The sequence below is a fragment of the Curtobacterium sp. DN_7.5 genome, from assembly GCF_022655355.1.
In the GTDB taxonomy this organism is placed as follows: Bacteria; Actinomycetota; Actinomycetes; order Actinomycetales; family Microbacteriaceae; genus Curtobacterium; species Curtobacterium luteum.
This window is the reverse complement of the sequence record NZ_CP093378.1, coordinates 2,070,193-2,090,651: the sequence shown is the minus strand read 5'-3', so window position 1 is coordinate 2,090,651 and position 20,459 is coordinate 2,070,193. Positions and strand designations below refer to the sequence as shown.

Annotated in this window: 18 protein-coding genes; 9 read left to right on the top strand and 9 right to left on the bottom strand. The window is 72.5% G+C overall.

The window, feature by feature from the left end:
- The 5 genes from MON03_RS09675 to MON03_RS09655 form a co-directional block, all read right to left on the bottom strand.
- Window positions 1-1,158, bottom strand: coding sequence for a sensor histidine kinase (locus MON03_RS09675; protein WP_242088195.1), 1,158 nt, complete (start codon window positions 1,156-1,158; stop codon window positions 1-3).
- A gap of 181 nt (window positions 1,159-1,339) precedes the next feature.
- The gene (metX, locus tag MON03_RS09670) at window positions 1,340-2,539 is read right to left on the bottom strand and encodes a homoserine O-acetyltransferase MetX (RefSeq protein WP_242088194.1); all 1,200 of its coding nucleotides are present in this window, start codon (window positions 2,537-2,539) and stop codon (window positions 1,340-1,342) included.
- 58 nt (window positions 2,540-2,597) lie between these two features.
- On the bottom strand, window positions 2,598-3,605 hold the full coding sequence (locus tag MON03_RS09665) for an acyltransferase family protein (RefSeq protein WP_242088193.1): 1,008 nt from the start codon (window positions 3,603-3,605) through the stop codon (window positions 2,598-2,600).
- Between the two features lie 32 nt (window positions 3,606-3,637).
- A complete protein-coding gene (locus tag MON03_RS09660) occupies window positions 3,638-4,966 on the bottom strand; it encodes a bifunctional o-acetylhomoserine/o-acetylserine sulfhydrylase (protein ID WP_175329080.1) in 1,329 nt (442 codons plus the stop codon).
- Between the two features lie 299 nt (window positions 4,967-5,265).
- Window positions 5,266-6,351 (bottom strand): acyltransferase family protein, encoded by a 1,086-nt coding sequence (locus MON03_RS09655; RefSeq protein ID WP_242088191.1) that lies wholly within the window; start codon window positions 6,349-6,351, stop codon window positions 5,266-5,268.
- 92 nt (window positions 6,352-6,443) lie between these two features.
- Between MON03_RS09655 and MON03_RS09650 the strand changes: the two genes are divergently transcribed.
- From MON03_RS09650 to MON03_RS09630, 5 genes are all read left to right on the top strand, one after another.
- Window positions 6,444-7,220 carry an SDR family oxidoreductase gene (locus MON03_RS09650; protein WP_242088190.1) on the top strand — a complete coding sequence of 259 codons (777 nt, stop codon included), beginning with the start codon at window positions 6,444-6,446 and terminating at the stop codon, window positions 7,218-7,220.
- A 159-nt stretch (window positions 7,221-7,379) separates the two neighbouring features.
- On the top strand, window positions 7,380-7,913 hold the full coding sequence (locus MON03_RS09645; RefSeq protein WP_242088189.1) for a phosphoribosyltransferase: 534 nt from the start codon (window positions 7,380-7,382) through the stop codon (window positions 7,911-7,913).
- Complete coding sequence (locus MON03_RS09640; RefSeq protein ID WP_242088188.1) at window positions 7,910-8,629, top strand: Type 1 glutamine amidotransferase-like domain-containing protein; 720 nt, start codon at window positions 7,910-7,912, stop codon at window positions 8,627-8,629. The genes MON03_RS09645 and MON03_RS09640 overlap by 4 nt, the downstream gene beginning before the upstream one ends.
- A 5-nt stretch (window positions 8,630-8,634) precedes the next feature.
- Window positions 8,635-9,315 (top strand): uracil-DNA glycosylase, encoded by a 681-nt coding sequence (locus MON03_RS09635; RefSeq protein WP_242088187.1) that lies wholly within the window; start codon window positions 8,635-8,637, stop codon window positions 9,313-9,315.
- Between the two features lie 364 nt (window positions 9,316-9,679).
- Window positions 9,680-10,294 carry a GNAT family N-acetyltransferase gene (locus MON03_RS09630; protein ID WP_242088186.1) on the top strand — a complete coding sequence of 205 codons (615 nt, stop codon included), beginning with the start codon at window positions 9,680-9,682 and terminating at the stop codon, window positions 10,292-10,294.
- A gap of 305 nt (window positions 10,295-10,599) precedes the next feature.
- Here the strand turns inward: MON03_RS09630 and MON03_RS09625 are convergent, their stop codons facing one another.
- Complete coding sequence (locus MON03_RS09625) at window positions 10,600-11,307, bottom strand: FadR/GntR family transcriptional regulator (RefSeq protein WP_242088185.1); 708 nt, start codon at window positions 11,305-11,307, stop codon at window positions 10,600-10,602.
- Between the two features lie 267 nt (window positions 11,308-11,574).
- Here MON03_RS09625 and MON03_RS09620 point away from each other — a divergent pair, with 267 nt between their 5' ends.
- Window positions 11,575-13,104, top strand: coding sequence for a GntP family permease (locus MON03_RS09620; protein WP_229727779.1), 1,530 nt, complete (start codon window positions 11,575-11,577; stop codon window positions 13,102-13,104).
- A 47-nt stretch (window positions 13,105-13,151) separates the two neighbouring features.
- The gene (locus tag MON03_RS09615) at window positions 13,152-13,634 is read left to right on the top strand and encodes a gluconokinase (RefSeq protein ID WP_083881886.1); all 483 of its coding nucleotides are present in this window, start codon (window positions 13,152-13,154) and stop codon (window positions 13,632-13,634) included.
- A gap of 67 nt (window positions 13,635-13,701) precedes the next feature.
- On the opposite strand, the gene MON03_RS09610 is transcribed toward MON03_RS09615, so the two are convergent.
- Together MON03_RS09610 and MON03_RS09605 are read right to left on the bottom strand one after the other, a co-directional pair.
- On the bottom strand, window positions 13,702-15,738 hold the full coding sequence (locus MON03_RS09610) for a glycoside hydrolase family 43 protein (protein ID WP_242088184.1): 2,037 nt from the start codon (window positions 15,736-15,738) through the stop codon (window positions 13,702-13,704).
- A gap of 424 nt (window positions 15,739-16,162) precedes the next feature.
- Window positions 16,163-17,827 carry an ABC-F family ATP-binding cassette domain-containing protein gene (locus tag MON03_RS09605; RefSeq protein WP_242088183.1) on the bottom strand — a complete coding sequence of 555 codons (1,665 nt, stop codon included), beginning with the start codon at window positions 17,825-17,827 and terminating at the stop codon, window positions 16,163-16,165.
- A 71-nt stretch (window positions 17,828-17,898) separates the two neighbouring features.
- On the opposite strand from MON03_RS09605, the gene MON03_RS09600 reads away from it, so the two are divergent.
- Window positions 17,899-18,525: a dihydrofolate reductase family protein gene (locus MON03_RS09600; protein WP_242088181.1), complete on the top strand. Its 627-nt coding sequence runs from the start codon at window positions 17,899-17,901 to the stop codon at window positions 18,523-18,525.
- A gap of 42 nt (window positions 18,526-18,567) precedes the next feature.
- On the opposite strand, the gene MON03_RS09595 is transcribed toward MON03_RS09600, so the two are convergent.
- Entirely contained in the window at window positions 18,568-18,873 is a 306-nt protein-coding gene (locus tag MON03_RS09595) for a putative quinol monooxygenase (protein ID WP_242088180.1), read from the bottom strand.
- Between the two features lie 120 nt (window positions 18,874-18,993).
- Here MON03_RS09595 and MON03_RS09590 point away from each other — a divergent pair, with 120 nt between their 5' ends.
- A complete protein-coding gene (locus MON03_RS09590) occupies window positions 18,994-20,457 on the top strand; it encodes an amidase (RefSeq protein ID WP_242088179.1) in 1,464 nt (487 codons plus the stop codon).
- Window positions 20,458-20,459: the final 2 nt, after the last annotated feature.

Genomic DNA, 20,459 nt, shown 5'->3' with positions numbered 1-20,459 from the left:
TCATCGGGGCGCCTCCAGGACCACGGTCGTGCCGGACCCCGGCGCGGAGAAGAGCTTCGCGTCGCCGCCGACCTCGCGGAGACGGTTGACGACGCTCTCCTTGAAGCCGAGCCGTTCGGCGCTGACGTTGGTGAGGTCGAAGCCGACTCCGGAGTCGGTGACCATCGCGCGCACCATCTCGTTGTCGTGCACGATCGTGACGTGGGCCTCGCCGACGCCGGCGTGGCGACGGACGTTCTCGAGGCACTCGCCGAGGGCGAGCAGGAAGGCGTCGAGCACGTTCGACGGCAGGAGGACCTGGCCGGTGCCGTGCCAGCTCACCTCGAGGCCCATCCGCCCGAAGCGCTGCTTCACGGACTCGAGGGTCTGTCCGAGGGGCGACTCTTCCTCGCGGGTGAGGGAGTAGTCGCCGGACTGCTGCGGCTGCGGGGTCGCTCCGAGGCGGAGGTGGCGGAGCAGCCGGGCGTCCTCGGCCGCCTGCTCACGCATGGCCTGCTCGGAGACGCCGACGCCGGAGTGGGCGAGGAGCGTCAGCGTCGCCAGCACGGTGTCGTGCAGGAGCCGGGCGCCCTGGCGGCGCTGTGCCTCGGTCTCGCTCGCCTGGCGTTCGGCACGGTGGGCGGTGCCGATGCTGTAGATCCGTCGTGCCACGCGGGGGATGCTCCGGGAGATCCAGACGGTCACGACCGCGATGAGCACCCAGCCGAGCAGCGCAACGCCCACGGGCGCGGAGAAGAACGAGCCGGTCGCCCAGATCATCGCGACCACCACGGCGGCACCGGCGACGATCGTCAGCCCGAGGCCGACCGGGTGACCGCGCTGCGCCATGAGGGGTGCCGAGATGCCGCCGGCCGCGAGCGGGACGACCGCGCTCGCGATCACCGGCCGGACCGTGTCGTCGACGCCGAGGAGCAGGATCGCGAGGGCTCCGAGACCGCCCGCGAGGACGACGGCGGTCCACCAGACGGAGCCGGTCGACCCGAAGACGACGAAGCCGGCGATCATCGCGGCGATGCACGCGAGGGCCCCGACGAGCAGCCCGAGGGGGACGGCGAGGGAGGACAGCACGGCGACGACACTGATCACGACGCACACGATGCCGACGACACGGGTGGTCGACCGGAGCAGTCGGTCGCGTTCCTGTGCGATCAGATCCATCGATGTCCTGTGCGGTCGAGCTGGTGAAGTCGAGACTCGGTCAGGCCGAGCACCACGCCATCATTCCACGCACGGCACCCGTTGGGGGGTGTTCGGCGCGCCATGCCACGCCGGATGGGGTCGAATCGTGATCGCAGGTGCGATGGGAACGGCTGGCAGCGGCCGCTTGCCCGCAGTCGCCTCATCCGAACAGCCGTCGGAGGTGCGCCCCGACCGCTTCGTGCTCGATGAGGAAGCCGTCGTGCCCGAACTCGCTCTCGATGACCGCTGCCCGGTCGCCGTCGACGGTGTCCGGGACACCCGCGGCGATGCGGTGCTGGTCCTCGACCGGGAACAGGCGGTCGCTCGACACCCCGACGACGAGCGTCCTTGCCGAGACCTGCGCGAGCGCCGCGTCGACACCGCCCCGGCCCGCCCCGACGTCGTGGGAGTCCATCGCGTGCGTCAACGTCACGTACGAGCTCGCGTCGAACCGCCGGGTGAACTTGTTGCCGTGGAAGTCGAGGTAGCTCTCCACCGAGAACCGGCCGTCGTCGCCGAGCGGGGACACGTCGCTCTGCCACGAGCGCGCGAACCGACCGTTCAGCTCGTCGGACGCGCGGTAGGTCAGCATCGCCATGCGTCGGGCGAGCGCGAGGCCGCGGTGCGGGCCCTCGCCGGGGCCGGCGTCGTGGTAGTCGCCGCCGGCGAACCCGGGGTCCATCTGGATCGCCGCGCGCTGCAGCGAGTTGGCGGCGATCTGGTCGGCGGTGGTCTGCGCCGTCGAGGCCAGCACGGCCAACCGCGCGACCCGGTCCGGGTGCGTGATCGCGAACTCGAGGGCGTGCATCCCACCCATCGACCCGCCGACGACGCCCGCGAAGCGCTCGATGCCGAGTCGGTCGGCCAGCCGCGCCTGCACTGCGACCTGGTCGCGCACGGTGACGAACGGGAAGCGCGAGCCCCACTCGACCCCGTCCGGCGCGACCGAGGACGGCCCGGTCGTGCCCTGGCAGCTGCCGAGCATGTTCGGCACGACGACGAACCAACGGTCCGTGTCGATCGCCCGCCCGGGACCCACGACGTCGCCCCACCAGCCGGCGGTGCGGTGTCCGGGGCCGGCGCTCCCGGCGACGTGCGAGTCACCGGTCAGTGCGTGGAACACGAGCACGGCGTTGTCCCGCTCGGGGGAGAGCGTGCCCCAGGTCTCGTAGGCGACCCGGACCGCGGGCAGTCGTCCCCCGCGGACCCACTGCTCACCCGTGTTCTCGAAGCGGCGGTTCCCGGGGTGGTCGCCTGGACGCCAGGCGCCGGTGACGGGTGGCTTGCCGAGGGTGCCGAGTTCGGCGCCGGGCACGAGGGAGGACGGCACGGAGTCCTCGGGGGTCGTCTGCCAGTCCATCGTCCGACCAGTCTGCCGGGAGGCGCGGGTCGCCGCCGCCGTGTTACGTGACGAGGGGTCAGGCTGCCACTGCTCGTCGACGACCGTGCTCGCCACCGTTGCGTCGTCGGGGGGCGGGCCACGTGTACGCGAGTTCGATGAAGCGGAACCGGCGTGCTCGGACACAGATCGCGCAGAGCGTGACCGTGACGGCGAACGTGCCGATCCCGGTGAGCAGCGGATGCTGCGTGAGCAGGGACGGGGTGCCGATCCGGTCCGCGGCCCGGGTGAGCAGGAAGGCGATCAGGGCGTGGCTGCTGTAGAACACCATCGAGTTGCGCCCCACCCACTCGAGCGGAGCAGCCACGCGGGGGATGCGCCGGGAAGGCGCGTAGAGGAACAGGACGACCAGGACGCTGACACCGCCCCACGACCACGGCACGGCGTGCCGGGTCTCGGCGATCTCGAGGGCACCGACGACCGTCACGACGCCGGCGGCGGTCACGCACACGCCGAGGAGCCACGGTCGGACGTGCTCGGGCACGGACGCACGGTGCTCCATCAGCCACCACCCGAGGAGGAAGAACGCCACGTTGAAGACCGCCCAGGATGCCTCGGCGAGCGGGACGACGGCCGAGGCGGCGAGGAAGACGGCAGCGGCGGGGAGGATCCACCGCTGGTGGTCGCGCAGCACCAGGACGGACGCGAAGCCGATGATCAGCGCCCACGAGAACCAGAGGTACGGACCGGGGAGGAGGACGGCGCCGACGACGGCGCCGACACCCCGGTACCCGAGGATCGCCGTCATCGTGAGGGTCGCCCAGACGGCGTACGGCCAGACCACGGCCCGCAGCTTCCCGGTGATGAACACGCCGGTGCGCTTCCGGAGCGCGCGCGGCACGAGTGCACCGGCCAGTGCGACGAGCACCGGCATCCGGAAGAAGTCAGTGCCCTTGTCGAGCACGGTGAACCAGTGCGGGACGTCGTGGCCGTCAGTGGCGACGAACCCCAGTGAGTGCACGAACACCACCAGGAGCATCATCGTGCCCCTGGTGGTGTCGATCCAACGGTCCCTGCTCGGCTGCATGCCACCATCGTAGCATGCACAATACTGACATACTAGGCGCGCAGGCGCTCCGACTCCGCCCGGGCCGCGGCGAGCCCGGCCTCGAGGTCGGCCCGGAGGTCCTCGATGTTCTCGATCCCGACCGACAGGCGGACGAGCCCCGGCGTGACCCCGGTCGTCAGCTGCTGCTCGGGCGTGAGCTGTGAGTGCGTGGTCGACGCCGGGTGGATCACGAGCGAGCGCACGTCACCGATGTTGGCCAGGTGCGAGAACAGCTGCAGGTTGTCGACGAACGCCTTGCCCGCGTCCACGCCGCCCTTCAGCTCGAACGACAGCACGGCCCCGACGCCCTTCGGCGCGTACTTCGTCGCCGCGGCGTACCAGGGGGAGGTGGGCAGGCCCGCGTACGAGACCGAGGCCACGTCCGGGTGCCGGTCGAGCCACTCGGCGATCTCCTGCGCGTTCGACACGTGCCGCTCGATCCGCAGGCTCAGCGTCTCGATGCCCTGGAGGAGCGCGAACGCCGTGTCCGGCGAGTTCGACGCCCCGAGGTCGCGCAGCAGCTGCACCCGCGCCTTGATGATGTACGCCAGCTGGTCGCCGACCGCCTGCGAGAACACCGCGCCGTGGTAGGAGGGGTCCGGCGTGCTGAACTCCGGGAACTTCTCGGGGTGCTCCGACCAGGCGAACGTCCCGCCGTCGACGATGACCCCGCCGATGACGGTGCCGTGGCCGCCGAGGAACTTCGTGGCCGAGTGCACGACGACATCGGCGCCGTGCTCGAACGGACGGATGAGGTACGGCGTCGCGATCGTGTTGTCGACGATGAGCGGGACGCCGGCGTCGTGCGCGACCCCGGCGACCGTCGCGATGTCGAGGACGTTGATCTTCGGGTTGCCGATGGTCTCCGCGAAGAACAGCTTCGTGTTCGGCCGGACCGCGCGACGCCACTCCTCGGGGTCGTCCTGGTCCTCGACGAAGGTCGTCTCGATGCCGAGCTTCGCCAGCGTGTACTTGAAGAGGTTGTACGTGCCGCCGTAGATCGACGACGACGACACGATGTGGTCGCCCGCACCCGCGATGTTGAGCACCGCGTACGTCTCGGCCGCCTGCCCCGACGACACCAGCAGCGCGCCGGACCCGCCCTCGAGCGCGGCGATCCGCTGCTCCACGACGTCGTTCGTCGGGTTCATGATCCGGGAGTAGATGTTGCCCGGCTGCGCCAGCGCGAACAGGTCGCGGGCGTGGTCCGAGTTCTCGAACACGTACGAGGTCGTCTTGTAGATCGGCGTCGCGCGGGCACCCGTGGTCGGGTCCGGCTGTGCGCCGGCGTGGACCTGGGTCGTCTCGAACCGCCAGGCGGCGGCGTCGTTCGTGCTCATCGGTGCTCCTGTCGGGTGCGGTGGTCGGGACGGGCGGCGCACCGGCCGGGAGGCCCGGGCAACGCTGCGTCGCACGTCACGGTACGCAGGTGGCCGGGCGGGCACCAGCGTGCCCGCCTCACGACGTAACGGACGTGGCGGCGGCGAGCCGCGCCTCCAGGCTGGGTGGCGGCGGCGAGGCAGCGCGCCGCGACTCGCGACCCTCGGTGCGAGGTTCCACGCACGGTGGCACCCCGCGGACCCCGCACCGAGTGCGGAACCTCCCACCGTCCGCGGGCGGGCTCGCACCGTGCGATCGTCTACGCGACGGGTTCCTTCCGGAACAACCAGTCCACCTTCGGCTCCAGCAGCCACCGCATCCCGCGACGGACGAACGGCTGCGCCAGGAAGAGGCTGACGGCGCAGGCGAGCACGACCATGAGGAGCACGTAGGGCCACGCCGAGTGCTCCCCGGCGAGGACGCCGGACTCGCGGATCGGGTAGAGGACGAACGTGTGGAGCAGGTACACGTACATCGTCGCCGCGCCGAACCGGGTGATCCAGACGCGACGCCGCGGGACGAGCAGCAGGAACGACGCCGTGAGCACCGCCGCGAGGAGCATCAGGCCCAGGCGGACCGCCCCGGCCCACCAGGCGTCCTCCCCGAGACCTGAGTACGAGTCGTCGTAGAAGAACCAGTGGTGCAGGTCGAACTCCTTGAACTGCGGGATCCAGACCGCACACGACACCGCCCACGCCGCGAACACCGCCGCCGCGACGATCCGCACCCGGACCACGGTCCGTCGGGGAGCGTCGTACCAGCGGTCGAACACCCCCCACTGCTTCACCTGCCAGCCGACGAGGAAGAACGGCAGCAGGCTGATCGCGCGGGACAGCGACAGCGTCGAGTCCACGTTGTCGAAGTACCCCACACCGATGCTGAACACCACGGCCCAGAACAGCGGCCACCGCAGCTGCGCCAGGTACGGCAGGATCAGCCGGAAGATCCCGAGCGCGAGCAGGAACCAGAGCGTCCACGTGGGCTGCGTCGGGTTGAACTGCTTGCCGCCCTCGACGACGGCCTGCACCACCGTCCAGATCGTCTGCATGATGATGTACGGCACGACGATGTCCGTGATCGTCCGCTTCATCCGGTCCGCGGTGGGCGTCGCCGCCGAGGAGAAGTAGCCGCTGATCACGCCGAACGCCGGCATGTGGAACGCGTAGATGAACGTGTAGAGCGCCAACGCGTGCTCGCTCGCACCCGTCTGCCGCTGGATCGCGTGGCCGATGACGACGAGCGTGACTGCGAGGAAGCGTGCGGTGTCCCACATCGGGATGCGCTGCACCGACCGTCCGGGCTCCAGGCCCTGCGTCGGGGCCACGGGAGCGGCTTCTCTCGTCATGGCCCGCCACGCTACCGGCTGACGGGGCGCGGTGATCGGTACGGTTGTCTCCCACACCCGTGTCCCACACCCAGGCGTTCGGAGGAACACCCATGGCATCTCGTCGCGCAGTCGTCACCGGAGCCAGCTCGGGCATCGGGGCCGCGACCGTCCGGCTCTTCCGCTCCCGAGGGTGGGACGTCCTGGCCGTCGCCCGACGCGAGGCGAAGCTGCAGGCGCTCGCCGCGGAGACCGGCGCGACCTACCTCGTCGTCGACGTCACGGACCCGGCCGACGTCGCGGCGCTCGCCGCACGCGTGGCGGAGACCGGCGCACTCGATGTCCTCGTGAACAACGCCGGCGGAGCGCTCGGGTCCGCCTCGGTCGAGGAGTCCGACGTCGACGACTGGCGTGCGATGTTCGAGGTGAACGTCATCGGCACCAAGCAGGTGACCGCCGCGCTGCTGCCCGCGCTCCGGTCGACCGCCGGCACCGCGGGGCACGCCGACGTCGTGACCGTGACGTCGACGGCGGGCCACGTCGCCTACGAGAACGGCGGCGGGTACAACGCCGCGAAGTTCGCCGAGCACGCGCTCGTGGGCGCGCTCCGCCTCGAGCTGAACGGGGAGCCGATCCGCGTCGTCGAGATCGCCCCCGGCCTCGTGAAGACCGACGAGTTCGCGTTGACCCGGTTCCGCGGCGACGAGGCGAAGGCGGCTGCGGTGTACGACGACGTGCCCGAGCCGCTCGTCGCGGAGGACGTGGCCGAGGCGATCGTGCACGCGGTCGAGCTCCCGGGGCACGTGAACCTCGACCTCGTGACCGTCCGGCCGGTCGCGCAGTCGGCGCAGCACAAGCTGGCCCGGGGCGAGCTCCGGCCGCGGGGGTAGCGGGTCGGGGGTCGGGCCTCGGGTCGCGGGGGTGCTGCCGGTGGGCACGCGCCCGGGGTCGGGTTGCGGGTCGCGGCGGCGGGGTCCTTGCCGGTGGGCACGCGCCCGGGGTCGGGTTGCGGGTCGCGGCGGCGGGGTCCGTGCCGGTACCGTGGTCGGATGCCGATCAGCAGCGAACCCGAGCCCGTGGCCCAGGCTCCGTCGACCGTGACCGTCACGAGCGGGCCCGAGGTGCTCGGCTGGCTGGAGTTCGGCGACGCCGCACGCCTGCTCGCCAAGGACGTGCTCTCGTCCGGGTTCGAGCCCGAGGTCGTCGTCGCCGTCGCCCGCGGCGGCCTCATCATCGCCGGTGCCGTGGCCTACGCGCTCGGCACCAAGGAGTGCGGCTCGATCAACGTCGAGTTCTACACCGACGTCGAGCAGCGCCTCGAGGAGCCGGTGATCCTGGCCCCCGCGCTCGACGCCCCGAGCCTCGCCGGCAAGAAGGTCCTCGTCGTGGACGACGTCTCTGACTCCGGCCGCACCCTGCGTCTCGTCGTCGACATCATCGCGAACGCCGGAGCCGACGTCCGCAGCGCGTGCCTGTACTCCAAGCCCGGCACCGTCCTCGAACCCGACCACGTCTGGCGCCGGGTCGACGGGTGGATCACCTTCCCGTGGAGCGCCCTCGCCCCGGTGACGGCCGAGTCGTGAGCATCCACCTCGTCGGCGGGGGACTCCTCGCCGCGGCGGACGTCGCTGCGCCGTTCACCGCCGAGGCCACCGCGCGTGCCGCCGCCGTCGGCCGCACGACCCCTCGGATCGCCGTGCTCTCGGTCGCCCGGGCCGACGGGTCCTCGCCGTCGAGCACCGCGGACATCGCCGAGACCCTCGGCGGCGCACGCCTGGCCGAGACCGTCGTGACCGAGGTCGCGGCGGGCGCGGCGTTCGACACCACCGTGCTGAGCGACGTCGACGCCCTCGTCGTCGCCGGCGGTGTGACGCCCGACTACCTCGCCGCGATCGCACCGATCGTGGACCAGGTCCGGCTGCTCGTGAGCGACGGCCTGCCCTACCTCGGCTACTCGGCCGGTGCCGTCATCGCCGCGGACCGCGCACTCGTCGGCGGGTGGCGCATCGGCGGCGTCGAGATCTGCCCGGAGGAGGCCTCCGAGGGGCTCGACGAGGTCGAGCTGCGTGAGGGCCTCGGGCTCATCGACCTCACGGTCGACGTGCACGCCGCGCAGGCCGGCACCCTCGCCCGCCTCATCGCGAGCGCGGAGGCCGAGTTCGTCGCGGCCGGGCTGGCGATCGACGAGGACACCACGCTCGTCGTCGGCGAGGGCGCGCTCGAGGTCCGCGGGACCGGCAGCGTCTGGCGGGTGATCGCGGGCGAGGAGTCCGTGTCAGTCGCCACCATGGGCGCCTAGTCGTCGTGGAACCGAAGCCCCTCGCGGAGCTCGTCGACCCCGGGTGGGCCACCGCCCTGGCGCCCGTCGAGGACGACGTGCACCGGATGGGTGCCTGGCTGCGCGCCGAGGTCGCCGACGGTCGGCCGTACCTGCCCGCGGGCGCCGACGTGCTGCGGGCCTTCCGCGATCCGTTCGACGAGGTCCGCGTGCTCGTGCTCGGGCAGGACCCCTACCCGACGCCCGGGCACCCGATCGGGCTGTCCTTCGCAGTCGACCCCGGGGTCCGTCCCGTCCCGCGCAGCCTCGCGAACATCTACACGGAGCTCCGTGCGGACCTCGGGGTCGAGCCGCCCGCTCACGGCGACCTCCGGGCGTGGTCGTCGCGCGGGGTCCTGCTCCTGAACCGCGTGCTGACGGTCCGCGCAGGGGAGGCCGGTAGTCACCGCGGCAAGGGGTGGGAAGCCGTCACCGACCAGGCGGTCCGGGCGCTCGTCGCTCGGGGGCGGCCCCTCGTCGCGGTGCTCTGGGGTGCCCAGGCCGCGTCCGTGCGGCCGATCCTCGGGGACACGCCGGTCGTCGCGTCCGCCCATCCCTCGCCGCTCAGCGCGCGGCGCGGGTTCTTCGGCAGCCGGCCGTTCTCGCAGGTGAACGAGCTGCTCGTGGCGCAGGGTGCGGACCCGGTCGACTGGTCCCTGCCGGCCTGAGACTCGCAGCGCCGGGCCCGAGTCTCGTGGCGCCGGGCCCGAGTCGCGCGGCACCGGGCCCGAGTCTCGCGGCGCCAGGCCCGAGTCTCGGGCTGAGCGACGGTTCTCGCGTCCCGGACCACGAGATCGGTCGCTCGTACCGAGTCTCGGGCTGAGCGACGGTTCTCGCGGCCCGGACTACGAGATCGGTCGCTGAGCGCGAGACTCGCCGCGCCGGGCCCGAAACTCGCGGCGCCAGGCGCGAGACTCGCGGCGCCAGGCGCGAGACTCGCGGCGCCGGGCGCGAGACTCGGGGCGCTCAACGCGAGACCACACCGCGCGTCGTGCCCCGCCCACCCGGTGCGTCGCCCCGTAGGCTCGACCCGTGCTCGAGGAGGAATACCAGCGACGGCGGGTCCTGCCGCGACACCTGCGCGCGCCCGTCCCGCAGGAGGCGGCGTTCACGTACTCGATCCGCGCCGCCGAACCGCGGGACCTGCCCGACGTACGCGAGATCCACACGCACTACGTCCGGAACTCCTCGGTGACCTTCGACCCGTCGGCACTCACGTTCGCCGCGTGGAAGCAGCGCTACGACGAGATCCGCCGGCGCGGCTTGCCGTTCCTCGTCGCCGAGAACCCCTCGGGGCAGGTGCTCGGGTACGCGCTCGTGGACCCGTGGAACCCGCGAGACCGGTCGAACCACACCGTCGAGGACAGCATCTACCTCGGTGCTGCCGCCGGCGGGAAGGGGCTCGGCCGCGCGCTGATGGAGGCCCTGATCGACGACTGTCGTGCGGCCGGCGTCCGGGAGGTCGTCGCGGTGATCGCCGATCGCCAGGCCGAGGCGTCGATCCGCCTGCACGAACGCCTCGGCTTCGAGGAGGTCGGCCGCATGGGCAAGGTCGGCTACAAGTACGACCGCTGGCTCGGCACGGTGACGATGCGACTCCGCCTGCGCGGCCCGCGGCTCTTCGCACGAGGGCGCGCCTCGCGCTGATCCCTCGTCGGGTCGCGGAGGTCGTCGCCGCGCGACGGCGCCGACGACACGTCCTGCGACCGACATGTCCCTCGCGCGGCAGGTCGTGCGACCGACGCCCCACTCGCGCGCCAGGTCGCGCGACCACCGGGCACCACGCACGCACGTCACGGCCGGGAGGCCCGTGGCGGGCCGGCACCGCGCCTCCCGTCCGGGGTGGGGTCACCGCGCGCTGACGCGCCCCGGCCTGGTCGCGGACCGTGTCGCCGGTGGCGCCGAGGGACGGCACGTCGTGCGACCACCGGTGACCGGCCCCGGTCGCGACCTCAGCCTGCCGGCGCCTCCGCGATGAACTCGTCCCGTGTCACCCGCACGAGCTCGGCGGCTGCCGCCGCCGCGGCGTCCCCGTCCCCGCGGATCAGCGCCCGGGCGACCGCGTCGTGCCGTGCCGCGGCGTCCCGGGTCCACCGCGTGATCGTGTCACGCGACTCCGAGGTCCGGGTCCGGAGGAGCGCCTCGACCGTGCCCGCGAAGTGGGTGAACACGGCGTTGCCGGAGGCCTCGAGCAGTGCCCGGTGGAAGCGCACGTCGGCCTCGAGGTAGGTCCGGCTGTCGTCACGGTCGCACGCGGCGAGCATGTCCTCCGCTGCTGCCGTGACGGCCTCGGCACCGGCGGTCGACACCGCACTGGCGGCGAGCGACGCTGCGACGGGCTCGACCCCGAGCCGGAGCTCGAGGAGTTCCCGCTGCTGCACGAAGTACGCGGGGGACGCCCCACGCCACCGGATGACCGTCGGCGCGAGCAGCTCCCACGACCCGATGCCGAGGACCTGCGTGCCGACCCGTTGCCGGGGCTCGACGAGGCCGAGCGACTGGAGGACCCGGAGCGCCTCGCGGACGACCGAGCGCGAGACTGCGAACTCCTCCGCGACGAGCTCGGGCCGGATCACCGTCCCCTGGGCGAGGTCCCCGTCGACGATGCGCTGCCCGAGCGTGTCGAGCACCCGGGCGTGCAGTCCGCGGGCGGTCGACATCGTTCCTCCGTGCAGTCCGCGGCCGGTCGACATCGTTCCTCCGTGCAGTCCGCGGCCGGTCGACATCGTTCCTCCGTGCAGTACGCGTCACGCGGGGTCGTGACGTCTGGTCCATCGAAGCGGCAGACTGCGGCGGAGGGCGGGTGCCGCGCTGCGGATCATCGTATAGTCTGATTAATCAGATTATTCAGAAGCGCGTCGACGCGCGCTCGGATCAGGACACGAAGCGACGGAGTCCCGCGGATGCGACTCCAGGAAGGGGCGCAGATGCCTCACGCGCTCACGGCGGCCACCGCCCACACGACCGTCCTCGCAGCAGAGGGGGGTGCAGCGCCGACCGTCGACCCGTCCGGGCCGGTCGTGCAACTGATCGTCGCCGCGCTGATCGGCATCGTCGTCATCATCGCCTTGATCACGTGGCTCAAGGTCCACCCGTTCATCGCGCTGACGATCGGCGCGCTCGGTGTCGGCATCGGTGCCGGCCTCGCACCGGACAAGGCCGTCACGAGCTTCGGCAACGGGTTCGGCGCCACGATGACGAGCGTCGGCATCCTCGTCGGTCTCGGGTCGATGTTCGGCAAGCTGCTCGTCGACTCGGGGGCGGCCGACCGCGTCGTCGACACCCTCGTCCGCCGCTCGTCGAAGGCCGCGCTGCCGTGGACGATGGCGCTGATCGGAGCGCTCATCGGGTTGCCGATGTTCTTCGAGGTCGGCCTCGTCCTCCTCATCCCGATCATCGTCCTCGTGGCGAAGCGGAGCGACGTCCCGATCATGAAGATCGCGGTGCCGGCGCTCGTCGGCCTCTCCACCATGCACGCGTTCGTCCCGCCGCACCCCGGCCCGCTCGTCGCGATCTCCACGGTCGGCGCGAACCTCGGCACGACCCTCGCCTTCGGCATCGTCCTCGCGATCCCCGTGATCGTGCTCGCCGGTCCGGTCTTCGCGCGATTCGCCGCGCGCTGGGTCGACATCCCGGCTCCCGACCTGTTCGGCTCGCGCGGACCGGCCGGCGGTCACGACGACCCCGCCTCGGCCGGACGGGAGGCGCGGCGCGGCCCCGCCACGCAGGACACCGCGTCCCTGCCCCACGGCAAGAGCGACTTCACGCGCGTCATCAGCGAACCGCGCAGCCCGTCGTTCACCACCGCGCTCGTCGGCATCCTGCTGCCGGTCGTCCTCATGCTCGCGCAGGCGATCCGCGAGGCCGTCGCGCCCGACGCCGCCGGGTCGTGGGTCAGCGTGCTCGACTTCCTCGGGACGCCGATGATCGCCATCGGCATCGCCGCCGTCTTCGCGATGGTGTTCTTCGCGATCGGTGGCGGCATGGACCGGACGGCCGTGTCGCGATCGCTCGAGAGCGCCCTCCCGCCGGTCGCCGGCGTGCTGCTCATCGTCGGCGCCGGCGGCGGGTTCAAGCAGGTGCTCATCGACACCGGGATCGGCGGGGTGATCGCCGACGCCGTGAAGGACTCCGGGATCTCGGTGCTGCTCGTCGCCTGGGTGGTGTCGGCACTCGTCCGGGTCGCCACCGGGTCGGCGACCGTCGCCACGGTCACCGCCGCCGGGATCATGGCGCCCATCGCGCACGACCTGTCGCAGCCGATGACCTCGCTGCTCGTGCTGGCGATCGGTGCCGGCTCGGTCTTCCTCTCGCACGTGAACGACGCCGGGTTCTGGCTCGTGAAGGGCTACCTCGGCACGACCGTGGGACAGACGTTCAAGACCTGGACGGTGCTCGAGTGCCTCATCTCGGTGTTCGGCCTGCTCGGGGTCCTGCTCGCGGGGGTGTTCCTGTGACCGGGGCCGGCTCCGAGGGTGTGCTCGACGCCCGCGTGTTGGTCGTCATGGGCGTCTCGGGCTCCGGGAAGTCCACCGTCGCCGCGACCGTGGCGGAGCGGCTCGGGTGGGACTTCGCCGAGGGCGACGCGATGCACCCGCAGGCGAACGTCGACAAGATGCACGCGGGGACACCGCTCACCGACGAGGACCGCTGGCCGTGGCTCGAGGTCGTCGGCGGCTGGGTCCGGGAGCACCTCGGGTCCGGGACGCCCGGCGTCGTGACCTGCTCGGCGCTGAAGCGCTCCTACCGAGACGTGCTCCGCGCGCCGGGTGTGGTGTTCGTGCACGTCGCGGGGAGCGCGGACCTGATCGGCGGCCGGATGGCGCAGCGGACCGGGCACTTCATGCCGACGTCCCTCCTCGCCTCGCAGCTCGCGACGCTGGAGGTCCCCGGCCCGGATGAGGCGCACATCACCGTGGCGGCGGACCGCACCCCGGACGAGGAGGCCGACGAGGTGGTCGAGCGGCTCGGGCTCGCGGTGCGCTGACTCCCCGGTGCGCCGATCCCACGGCACGCCCCTGCGGATCAGGGAGGGGCGCGCCGTGGTCGGGTGTTCAGGCCTTCGAGACCATGACCCAGCTCACCTGGATGCCGTACTTCGTCGCGGGTGAGATCCGGAGGTCGACGATGCCGTCCTTGCCGACGCGCGTGGTCGACGTCAGGGTGCGGAAGGTGCCGTCGATCGGCTGGTGGGTCGCGACGGAGGTCCCGTTGACGTGCACGGCCGCAGCACGACCCGGAGCGCTCTTCGTCCACGGGTCCCAGAACCCCACGTCGACCCGGTAGCGCCCCTTCCCGAGGCCACCGAGGGCGTACTCGAGGTCGGTCGCGTCAGCCTGCCAGCGCACGGTGCTCGTGATCGAACCGCCCGACGTGCCGCTGGTCCCGCCCGTGGTGCCGAAGTACCCCCAGTGCGTCCCGTGCTTCGGATCGGCGCCGAAACGCTGGTCGGCCACCGAGTTGCGCAGCCGGTCGCCGCGACGCTGCAGGAACGCGAGGTCGGCGGTGTGGTCCGCCGTTGCCTGGCCACCCGCGTCGATGAAGTACACCAGGCGCTTCGGCAGCACCGTCACCAGCCGCGTGAACGTCCGTCCGTCGTCGAGCGTGCCGGTCACGGTCTGCTCGCCGGCGGTCCGGAGCGGCGCGGTCGTCCAGGTGACGCGGTGGGTCGTGCCGGTGGCGCCCTCTCGGACGCTGACCCGCTTCGGGAGCGCGCCGGTGTCGCCGAGCGAGACCTGACCGGGCACGGTGGTCGTGACCGTCCAGGGGGAGTAGGGGTGCAGGTCGGTGAGGCTCCAGGTGCCGGTGTCGCACGAGAACGACATCGAGCCGCCCTCGCCGAAGGTCACGGGCAACCACACGGACGGAGCGGTGCGGAGGTCCTCGGCGTTGTTCCACCGGTCTCCGAGGTACACGACGCGACCGTCGCCGAGGTTCAGCAGGGACGTGCTCTGCGAGTCGCAGGTGGTGCCCGCATCGGTTCCGGTTGCCGGGTTGCCGTGCGCGGTCCACGTCCCGAGGATGTTCGTCGCGGTGGCGTAGGCGGCGGCGTTCGGTGCCCATCCGGTCGCGCCGGACGTCACGAGGTAGTACGTACCGCCGACCTTGGTGATGGCGGGCGCTTCGCGCTGCCCGCCGATCCACGGCTGCGGGCGACGGAAGTCGACGCCCTCGACCGCTTCCGCGGGGTCCGTGGACAGGCCGGTGTAGTCGTCGTCGAGCTTCGAGATGTACAGCGTCAGGTTCTCCTCGCTCGCGTACACGATGTAGGCGGTGCCGTCATCGTCGACGAAGAGGTTCATGTCCCGCGCCATGCCCGGGGAGTCCGGCTGGTGGTTCGTCGGGTCGTCGGCGGCCACGTGGTCGAGGCGGTACGAGTCGACGTACCGGAACGGCCCCGTCGGGGAGTCGGAGACGGCCACGCCCGCCTGTGCCTTCGCGTACTGCGCGTCCGAGGTCGCAGTGGGGCCGTCGGCGTGGACCCACATGACCCACTGTCCGGTCCGTGCGTTGTGGATCACCTTCGGTCGCTCGAGGATCGCACCCGGACGGGTCGAACTCGGAGCCGTGACCCCGAGGTCGCGGTACACGGCGTCCCGCTGGGTCTGGTAGTAGCCGCCGTAGAGCGCCGAGAAGTACGGGGCGTCGAAGTCCGAACGGCTCGTCATGGTGCGGAGCGCCAGCCCGTCGTCCTTCCAGTCGTTGAGGTCGTACGACGAGTACACGTGCACGCCGCGGGTGTCGCTGTAGCCGTTGACCCGGTCCTCGCCGTACCAGTAGTAGATCGTCCTCCCGGACGCGTCCTCAGCGGTGACGACCTGGCCGCCGTGCCCCTGGATCGGCTGCCCCTGGTCGTCGAGCCACGGCTCGCCCGGGTGGAACGCGCCGTCCGTGGAGCGCACCGGCGACGTCGATGCCGCTGGTGCGATCGACCTCGACGCCGCTTGGGCCGCTGTGGCCGGCGCGGCCGTCAGACCGGCGACGCCGAGGGCTGCCGTCACGGCCACGCCGATCGCGGCGAGTGCCGCTCGCGTCGTCAGTTCTCGCTTGGTGCTGCCCGTCGAACCGGGCCCGGTGTTGCGAATCCCCATCGATCCGCCCCCTCCTGTCATCGTTGCCCCCGATGGCAACGTCAACATGATCGCGATGTCGCTGCCGCGGTGCAAGGGGTCGCCCCGCGTTGCCACGTGTTGCCACCCAGGCCAGCACCCTGCGCTCGGTCGTGCCCGTCCCGTCGGCGCGGGGATGGATCCGTGTCCGGCCTCGGCGCGGGCGCGACGGACCGGCTCCGGGTGCGGCCGGCGCCGGTGCGCGCGACGGCACCGGGGTGACCGAGGCGCCGGACCTCGACACCGGGGTCGCGTTCGCCCGCTCGAGCCCCGCGACGGTGCAGGGCGGGTCCGTCGGGGTCCGACCGGTCCTCGGCTCGTGGGTGCGCGGTGCCGAGCCCGACGGCGGAGCCCACGCGTCCCGACGGCCTGACCTTCCCGTCCGCCGCGGACGACGCTCGGGTGTTCAGCGCTCGGTGACGCGCCCGTCCTCCACGTGCCAGTGGCGGTCGAGCCGGACGGTCTCGAGCATCCGCCGGTCGTGGGTCACGAGCAGCAGCGTGCCGTCGTACGAGTCGAGCGCCTGCTCGAGCTGCTCGATCGCGGCGAGGTCGAGGTGGTTCGTCGGCTCGTCGAGCACGAGGACGTTGACGCCGCGGGCCTGCAGGAGCGCCAGGCCCGCACGGGTGCGCTCGCCCGGCGACAGGTCGGCCGAGGCCCGTCCGACGTGGTCCGCCTTGAGGCCGAACTTCGCGAGCAAGGTACGGACGTCTGCGGTGGCGTACTCCGGCACGAGCGCCTCGAAGGCCGCGGCGAGCGGTTCGGGCCCCGAGAACGCCGCGCGTGCTTGGTCGACCTCCCCGATCGCGACGCTCGACCCGAGTGACGCCGAGCCGGTCGTCGGTGCCTGTCGACCGAGCAGGGCGCGGAGCAGCGTCGACTTGCCGGCGCCGTTCGGGCCGGTGATGCCGATCCGGTCCCCGCCGTCGACCTGCAGCGACACCGGCCCGAGGGTGAACCCGCCCTGCGTGAAGGTGGCGTCCGCGAGGGTCGCCACGACGGCCGACGACCGAGGTGCCTGGCCGATGGTGAACTCGAGCCGCCACTCCTTGCGCGGCTCCTCGACCTCTTCGAGCCGCGCGATCCGCGACTCCATCTGCCGGACCTTCTGCGCCTGCTTCTCACTCGACTCGCTCGCCGCGCGGCGCCGGATCTTGTCGTTGTCGGGGTTCTTCCGCATCGCGTTGCGGACGCCCTGGCTCGACCACTCCCGCTGGGTCCGGGCACGGGAGACGAGGTCCGCCTTGGTCGCGGCGTACTCGTCGTACGCGTCGCGCTTGTGCTGCCGGGCGATCGCGCGTTCTTCGAGGTACGAGTCGTAGCCGCCGCCGAAGAGCCGGTTCGAGGACTGCGCCAGGTCGAGTTCGAGGACCGCGGTGACGGACCGGGCGAGGAACTCGCGGTCGTGGCTGACGAGGACGGCGCCGCCGCGCAGACCCTGCACGAACTGCTCCAGTCGGGCGAGACCGTCGAGGTCGAGGTCGTTCGTGGGTTCGTCGAGCAGCACGACGTCGAACCGCGAGAGCAGCAGCGCCGCGAGGCCCACCCGCGCCGCCTGCCCGCCGGACAGCGCGGTCATGAGCGACTCCGGACCGACGCCGAGTGCGCCGTCCGCGCGTTCGAGTCCCAGTTCGGCGAGCACCGCGGGGAGTCGCTCCTCGAGGTCCGCGGCCCCGGACGCCAGCCAGCGTTCGAGTGCGACGGAGTACGCGTCCGCCGCGGCGTCACCCGCGTCCGGAGCACCGAGGGCCTCGGCCGCGGTGTCCATGGCGACCGTCGCTGCGGTGCAGCCCGTCCGCCGCGCGACGTACGCCGCGACCGTCTCGCCCTGGATCCGGTCGTGCTCCTGCGGCAGCCATCCGACGAACGAGTCCGCGGGCGCGGTGGACACCGTCCCCGCGAGGGGTTCGTCGACGCCGGCCAGCAGTCGGAGCAGCGTCGACTTCCCGGCACCGTTCACCCCGACGACGCCGATCACGTCGCCGGGCGCCACGGTGAGGTCGACCCCCTCGAACAGCGTCCGGGCGGCGTACCCGCCGGCGAGGTCCTTGGCGACGAGGGTGGCGGTCATGGAGCAATCGTCCCATCCCGGAAGCGCTCGATCTGCCATGATCGTGCCACCACGAGGACGAGGAGGACCCCATGGCGGCGGACGTGAGCACCGGGGACACCACCTGCCACATGTCGATGTCGCTCGACGGCTTCGTCGCCGGTCCGGACCAGGGTCGTGACCATCCGCTCGGCGTCCGGGGTGGGGAGCTGCACACCTGGCACATGCCCGGCGTCGAGGTCGGTGACGCGGACCGGACCGCCGCCCGGTGGCTGATGCGGCCGCGGGGCGCGTACGTGATGGGGCGCAACATGTTCGGCCCGGTCCGCGGTGCCTGGGACGAACCGTGGGACGGCTGGTGGGGACCGGAACCGCCGTACCACGCGCCGGTCTTCGTGCTCACCCACCACGAGCACCCGCCGATCGAGCTGCACGGCGGTACGGTCTTCCACTTCGTGACCGACGGCTTCGACGCCGCCTACGCGCGGGCGCTCGACGCGGCCGACGGAGCCGGGGTCGACATCGCCGGGGGAGCGTCCGCCGTCCGCCAGGCCCTCGCAGCGGACGTGGTCGACGAGCTCACCCTCGACATCGCCCCCGTCCTGCTCGGGAGCGGTGAACGGATCTTCGACGGGTCGCAGACTTTCGGGTTCGAACCGGTCGAGGTGCTGCACTCCCGCCTCACCACGCACGTCCGGTACCGCCGGAAGCGCGGCTGAGACGCCCACGGTGCGGGACGCGTGTCGGTGTCGGCGTCGGTGTCAGCCGAGGCTGATCGTGCGGTCGAACGTCCGCGTGACCGGCGGTCCAGCGATGACCGCCGCGAGCGCCTTCGCGGCTCCCTCCGGCGTCCCGCGCCACGCGACGTAGGCCTGGTGGTGAGCCGTGCTCGCCCAGCGCTCCACGACGACGACGTGCTGCGGGTCGGTGTCCTCCACGATCACCTCGAGCGACTCGTTCCCGTCGAACGCGCGCGTCTGTGCGAGCGTCTCCCGGATCGCCGCCTCGACGGTACCGGCGGGCAGGTCGTCGCGGAGCTGGACCTCGAGCAGGACGGTCATCGACATGGGGACACCTTTCGTCGTCGTTGCGGGGGACAACTCGCCGCCACCCTGTGGGATTCCGGATCAGTCCACAGGCCGCCGTCGACGCCTCGGTACTCGTGCGGTCCCGCCTAGGCTGGCCGCGTGTTCGAACTCCACCACCTCTCCGCGCAGGACCTCTGGGACTGGATCCGTCGTGGTGAGGTGACCGCGCGCGAGGCCGTCGACCACTACCTGGCGCGCGTCGCGCGGCTCGACCCGGCGGGAGCGGACGGGCCGGGGCTCGGTGCCTTCGTGACCGTGACCGCGGAGTCCGCTCGCGATCGCGCCGACCACCTCGGCGAGCGGGTGCCGACGTCGCGTCCGCTGTGGGGCCTCCCGGCCGGCGACAAGGACCTGTACGACCGGGCCGGTGTCGTGACCCGCAACGGCACGGCCAGCCTGCCCGAGCGCGCAGCGCCGGCGGACCACCCGCTGGTCGCCGCTGCCGACGCGGCCGGCAGCATCAGCCTCGGCAAGACGGCCTCGCCCGAGTTCGGGATGTCCTCGTCGTCCGAGACCCGGGTCGGTACCACCCGCAACCCGTACGACACGCAGCGCGCGCCCGGCGGCAGCTCGAGCGGGGCCGCGGTCGCCGTCGCTGCCGGGCTGCTCCCCGCTGCGATCGGCACCGACGGCGGAGGCTCGGTGCGGATCCCCGCCGCGGCCACGGGCCTCGTCGGTCTGAAGCCGAGCCGCGGACGCGTCCCCTCGATGCCCGGCCGGTCCGGCGTGGGCGGCCTCTCGGTCGCCGGACCGCTGACCCGGTCGGTGGCGGATGCCGGCATGCTGCTCGACGCGCTCGTCCGTCCGACCGGGCTCGACGAGCCGGAACCGTACGCGCTCGTCACGCCCGACGTCGGGGACGGCCCGTTCACCGCCGCCGCCGTCCGGGGCGAAGGACGCTTCGTCGTCGGGGTGCTCGAGGGCTCCCCGTGGGACGACACCGTCGACGTCGTCGTCGACCCGGCGGCACGGTCAGCCGTCGAGACCGCGGTCCGCGCTCTCGGGGAGGTCGGGCACGGGGTCGAGGACGTCCGCATGCCGCGCGCTCCCTACGCCGAGGCGTTCCGGGTGGCGTGGGAGTCGAGCGCAGCACGCCTCCCGACCGTGCCGGGGATCGACCTCGCGCAACTGACACCGCTCGTGGCGTGGCTCGTCGACCGCGGGCAGCGGCTCACCGGTACCCGGGTGCTCGACGCGATGACGGCGCTCGACGCGTTCTCCGTCGCGCTCATCAGGGCGTTCGACCGCTTCGACGCCGTGCTCACCCCGACGCTGGCGCTGACACCGCGGCCGCTCGGCTGGTACGGCGACGATCCGGAGGAGGACTTCCGGCGGCAGTGCGCCTACTCGCCGTGGACCTCGATGGCGAACGTGTCGGGCCTCCCGGCGATCACCCTGCCCGTCGGTGTCACGGCGGACGACCACCCGGACGGCGGCGGGTTGCCGATGGGGGTCCAGCTGATCGGGCGGCCCGGGGGCGAGCGGGTCCTGCTCGCGATCGGTGCCCAGCTCGAGCGTCGTCTCCGCTGGCAGCGACGGCACCCCGCGGCCTGGACCGCCTGACC